Below are 4,507 nucleotides of genomic sequence, written 5' to 3' on the forward strand. Positions count from 1 at the left end.
GCCAGCCCCAGACTCCCGACGAGCTCACCCGCATAGACCATGAGCCGCGAGACGACCGTGGCCGGCCGAAGGTACGCAGCAGCTCGGGCAGCGGTCCGGCCAGGCGGTCCGGGCGTCCGGCCAGCCCGACGTGCGCGTGCCGTCCGTCGTCGACGACCCAGGCAAGGTAGCCGGGGGCGAGCCGCGGGTCGAGTACACAATGGAACGTCGGCTCGGCACCGCCCCCGGATGTCGGGAACACCTCTTCGACGCCGACGATGAGCCGGCGGTTGACGTCGAGTCCGAGCCGGCGCGCGACCGTCGACCGGGCCCCGTCCGCGCCGATGGTGAAGCGGGCCCCGACGCCGGGCACGGGGTAGGAGACGCCGAGCCGTACCCGTGCACCGGCGAGCCGCGCGGCGGCCAGGGCGTGGGCGTAGATGCCGGCCATGTCGGCCACCCGGAACTCGTCGCGCGCGCTGACCAGCTCGACCGGCCCGCGCAGCGACGGCGGATAGAGCAGGACCCGGCGGATCGCCGGACCGAGCTCCCCCGCCGGCAGGGCGAAGTCCTCGAGGGTACGGCGCACGAAGATCCCGGTGGTGCGGATGCCCGTGTCCAGGGTGCTGCGCCGGTCGACCACGAGCACGTCGAGGCCGCGCCAGGCCAGCAGCCGGGCGGTGTGCAGACCGGCCAGACCGGCCCCGACGACCAGGACATCCACCATCTCCATGACCGCGACGGTAACGGCGCCGAGGCCCTCCGGCGGCCGCACGCACAACACCTTCACGGACTCTCCCCGGACCGCCCGGGATTGCAAACCGTACGTACGTACTGTTTGATGGAGGGCATGCCGCTGCTGCCGGAACCCGGTCCGATCCGGACTCTCGCCGCCGTCACGCTGGTCAACACCATCGGCAACGGCCTGTGGATGACGTCGAGCGCGCTGTTCCTCACCCGTTCCGTCGGCCTGTCCATCGGCCAGACCGGTCTCGCCCTCACCCTGGTCGCCCTCATCAGCCTGGTGACCAGCACACCGGTGGGCTACCTGGCCGACCGGCTCGGGCCGCGCGGGGTGGCGATCGGGGCCCTGGTCGCGCTCGGTCTCTGCGAGACGGCGATGGTGGGGGTCCGGTCGATGGCCGGGTTCCTGGTGGTGGCCGCCCCGATGGCGGTCTTCGAGGCGGCCCAGCGGGCGGCCCGCGGCGCGATCATCGGCGGGGCTGTGCCGCCCGACAAGCGCGTCTACACCCGCGCCTACCTGCGCTCGATCACCAACGTCGGCATCACCGTCGGAGCGGCCATCGCCGGCATCGGGCTGACGGTGGACACCCGGACGGCGTACCTGTCATTGATCCTGGGGGACGCGGCGACCTTCCTGCTCGCCGCGGCCGTGCTCACCCGGCTCGCCCCGATCGCCCGGGCGCCGCGGGCCGGGTCCGGGCCGCGGCTGACCGCGCTGCGGGACCGGCCGTTCCTTGCCTTCGTCGTGCTGGACGGCCTGCTCGCCACCAACTTCGGCCTTTTCGAGGTGGCCCTGCCGCTGTGGATCGCCGACCGCACCGACGCGCCGCACTGGATGATCTCGGTGGTGTTCGTGGTGAACACCGTGGCCGTGGTGCTCTTCCAGGTGCGCGCCGCCCGCGGCACCGACACGCTGGCCGGGGCGGCCCGCGCTTCCCGCCGGGCCGGCTTCGGCCTGCTGCTGGCCTGCCTGATCTTCTCGCTGACGGCAGGCACGGGTCTCGCGCTGACCGTGCTGCTGCTGGTCGTCGCCGCGCTGGTGCAGGTGACCGCCGAAATGTGGTACTCGGCCGGCGGCTGGGCCATCTCCTTCGGCCTGGCCCCGGACCACGCGCACGGGCAGTACCAGGGCACGTACGCGATGGGCCACCAGTTCGGCCAGATGGTCGCCCCGGCGGCGGTCACCGCCCTCACCCTCGGCTGGGGCACCCCGGGCTGGCTGGTGCTCGGGGCGGCGTTCGCGGGGGTCGGCTGCCTCGTGCCGCCGGTGGTGCGCCGGGCAGCCGAGCACCGCGAGCCGGCGGAGAACTACTCGGCTTCATCCTCCTGATGGACCGGGGAGGCGGTGAGCAGGTCGAGCTCCCACCGCGCGGAGTACACCTCGCTGTCCTCGTCGGTGGCGACCAGGTAGGAGCTGACCCGTACGCCCAGGCCCAGCTGATCGGCCGCGCGCAGGTGCTCGACCAGCTCGTCGACGCTGGCCAGGTAGTGCGTGGCGATCAGCTCGGGGGCGGGCTCGGCGGTCGTCTCGTCAAGGATCTTGCTTTCCACGTCGGTCACGGCACCCAGCGTAGAGGCGGGCCGTGCCCGGGTCAGCGCACACCCCCACGGCGGATCCTCGCCTCGGCGTCGCGGAGCACCCGGGGCACCAGCAGGCGGTGGACGGCCGAGCACGGCGGCCAGGCGGCACCGGCGGGATGCCGCCGGTAGTGCACGAAGGTCACCAGCGACACCCGGCCGGGACCGGTCTCGACGAGCAGGTTGGCGGCGAGGAACCAGGACGCCGCCTCGAGCCGGATCCAGTCCTCGCCGTGCCCGCCGATCCGCCAGCCGGCCACGGTGGCCGGTGAGGGGTGCCGGCTGAGACGCAGGCCCAGCACCCCGCGCCAGATGAACACCTCCGCCGCGCTGGGGACGTCGCCGAACATCGCGCGGGCCCACTGCTCCGGGGTGGCCGGCACGTCGGTGGCGAGGGCGAAGCGGTCGGCGTAGTCGATCTCCGGCACCGAGCTGAGCGTGCGGACGGATTCGGGGATGTGCATCTCACGATCTCCGATCTTGTATACGCTACCGTATATTCGCAGGCTAGCCGATGTATACGCTGGCGTATATAGACAGAGTGAGGAAGCTCGTGGGCGCGACTCGTACGACCCGGGACAGGTGGATCGAGGAAGGTCTGGCGGCGCTGGCGACCGGCGGCCCGGACGCCGTCCGCGTCGAGGCGCTGGCCAAGCGGCTCGGCGTCACCAAGGGCGGGTTCTACGGATCCTTCGCCGACCGGGACGCCCTGCTGACGGCGATGCTCGACACGTGGGAACGGGAGAGCACCGACGAGGTGCTGGCGCGCGTCGAGCGCGAGGGCGGCGACCCCCGGACCCGGATCCGGCGCGCCGGCGTGCTGACCTTCTCCGACGGCCGGCTGCTCCCGATCGACCTGGCGGTCCGCGACTGGGCCCGGCGCGACGAGGCGGTCGCCGCGCGCCTGCGCCGGGTGGACAACCGGCGCATGGCGCTGCTGCGCGAGATGATCGGCACCTTCTGCACCGACCCCGAGGAGGTCGAGGCCCGCAGCCTGCTGGCCTTCTGCGTGGCGATCGGCGAGCACTTCCTCGCCGCCGACCACGGCGACCGGACCCGGGCCCAGGTCCTCGCCCGCGCCGCCGACCTGGTGCTCGACCGCCCCCGCGAGGACCCGGGTCACGGGCCGTCACCCGTCAGGTGATGTCGCGGCGCACGGTCGTCACGACCGCGGCCACCGCGAAGGCCACGGCGTAGCCGGCCAGGGCGAGCCCGGCCTGCCACTGCGGCGGGCCGTCGACGGCGGTGGGCAGCCGGTCCAGCGCGGACCCCAGCGCGAACGGCAACCACCGGTCGGCGTCCCCGACGAGCTGCCCGACGATGCCCTCCACCAGGGTCAGCCAGGCCAGCGCGGCGGCGACCGCGCCGAGCAGGTTGGTGACCAGCGCCCCGACGCCGACCCCGATCGCGGCGAAGGCGGCGTTCCAGCCGATGCCGCCGAGCACCGTCCGCCACAGGTCCCCGGACGAGAGGTCCAGCGAGGAGCCTTCGGCGGTGAGCCAGACGGCGGTGGTGACGAGCGCGGTGAGGGCGGCGGCCGCCCCGAAGACGACGCCCGCCGCGGTGTAGACGCCGAGTTTGGCCAGCACGACCCGATAGCGCCGCGGGGTGGCGAGATAGGCGTCGCTGATGGTGCGGTGCCGGTACTCCCCCGCGACCGCCATGATGCCCAGCACCAGGGTGAACAGCGAGACCAGCCCGATGTGGGCCACCGCCTCGCGCTGCGCGCCGGGCGAGATGACGTCGTCGCGGCTGACCATCAGCCCGGTGACGCCGGCGACGATGACGAGCTGCGCGGCTCCGAGCAGCAGCCAGCCGCTGCGGACCGTACGCAGTTTGCGGAACTCGGCGGCGAGAATCATCGGGTGCTTCCTTCCAGCTCGGTGGTCAGGCGCAGGAAGGCCGACTCCAGGGTGTCGCCGCCGGCCGACAGCTCGGCGAGCGGCCCGGCGAAGCGCAGCACCCCGCCGTTGACGATGAGGACCCGGTCGGCGGTCTGGGCCACCTCGGCCAGGATGTGGCTGGACACCACGACAGTGCGGCCCTGGTCGGCGAGCTGCCGCAGCAGCGCGCGCAGCCAGGCCAGCCCGGCCGGATCGAGGCCGTTGCCGGGCTCGTCGAGGATCAGCACGCCCGGGTCGCCGAGCAGCGCCGAGGCCAGGCCGAGCCGCTGGCGCATGCCCAGCGAGTAGCCGCTGACCCGGCG

7 protein-coding genes are annotated in these 4,507 nt (G+C 73.5%); 2 read left to right on the forward strand and 5 right to left on the reverse strand.

Translation table 11 applies throughout. The features are described 5' to 3' along the window. The coding region (locus AB0C29_RS35195) for an FAD-dependent oxidoreductase (RefSeq protein ID WP_360829692.1) at positions 1–754 on the reverse strand (754 nt) is incomplete at its 3' end. Between the two features lie 75 nt (positions 755–829). Here AB0C29_RS35195 and AB0C29_RS35200 point away from each other — a divergent pair. Further along, complete coding sequence (locus tag AB0C29_RS35200; protein ID WP_360829695.1) at positions 830–2,053, forward strand: MFS transporter; 1,224 nt, start codon at positions 830–832, stop codon at positions 2,051–2,053. Here AB0C29_RS35200 and AB0C29_RS35205 read toward each other — a convergent pair. Both AB0C29_RS35205 and AB0C29_RS35210 read right to left on the reverse strand, forming a co-directional pair. Beyond that, positions 2,032–2,283 carry a hypothetical protein gene (locus AB0C29_RS35205; protein ID WP_360829698.1) on the reverse strand — a complete coding sequence of 84 codons (252 nt, stop codon included), beginning with the start codon at positions 2,281–2,283 and terminating at the stop codon, positions 2,032–2,034. The genes AB0C29_RS35200 and AB0C29_RS35205 overlap by 22 nt on opposite strands. A 32-nt stretch (positions 2,284–2,315) precedes the next feature. After that, positions 2,316–2,765 (reverse strand): hypothetical protein, encoded by a 450-nt coding sequence (locus AB0C29_RS35210; RefSeq protein ID WP_360829700.1) that lies wholly within the window; start codon positions 2,763–2,765, stop codon positions 2,316–2,318. 89 nt (positions 2,766–2,854) lie between these two features. Between AB0C29_RS35210 and AB0C29_RS35215 the strand changes: the two genes are divergently transcribed. Beyond that, positions 2,855–3,445, forward strand: coding sequence for a TetR/AcrR family transcriptional regulator (locus AB0C29_RS35215; RefSeq protein WP_360829703.1), 591 nt, complete (start codon positions 2,855–2,857; stop codon positions 3,443–3,445). Here AB0C29_RS35215 and AB0C29_RS35220 read toward each other — a convergent pair. Together AB0C29_RS35220 and AB0C29_RS35225 are read right to left on the reverse strand one after the other, a co-directional pair. Further along, the gene (locus AB0C29_RS35220; RefSeq protein WP_360829706.1) at positions 3,438–4,163 is read right to left on the reverse strand and encodes a hypothetical protein; all 726 of its coding nucleotides are present in this window, start codon (positions 4,161–4,163) and stop codon (positions 3,438–3,440) included. The two genes, AB0C29_RS35215 and AB0C29_RS35220, sit on opposite strands and share 8 nt — an antisense overlap. After that, positions 4,160–4,507, reverse strand: a 348-nt coding sequence (locus AB0C29_RS35225; protein WP_360829709.1) for an AAA family ATPase, incomplete at its 5' end; no start/stop codon positions are given. The genes AB0C29_RS35225 and AB0C29_RS35220, both read right to left, overlap by 4 nt.

Source organism: Actinoplanes sp. NPDC048791, from assembly GCF_040650095.1.
GTDB lineage: Bacteria > Actinomycetota > Actinomycetes > Mycobacteriales > Micromonosporaceae > Actinoplanes.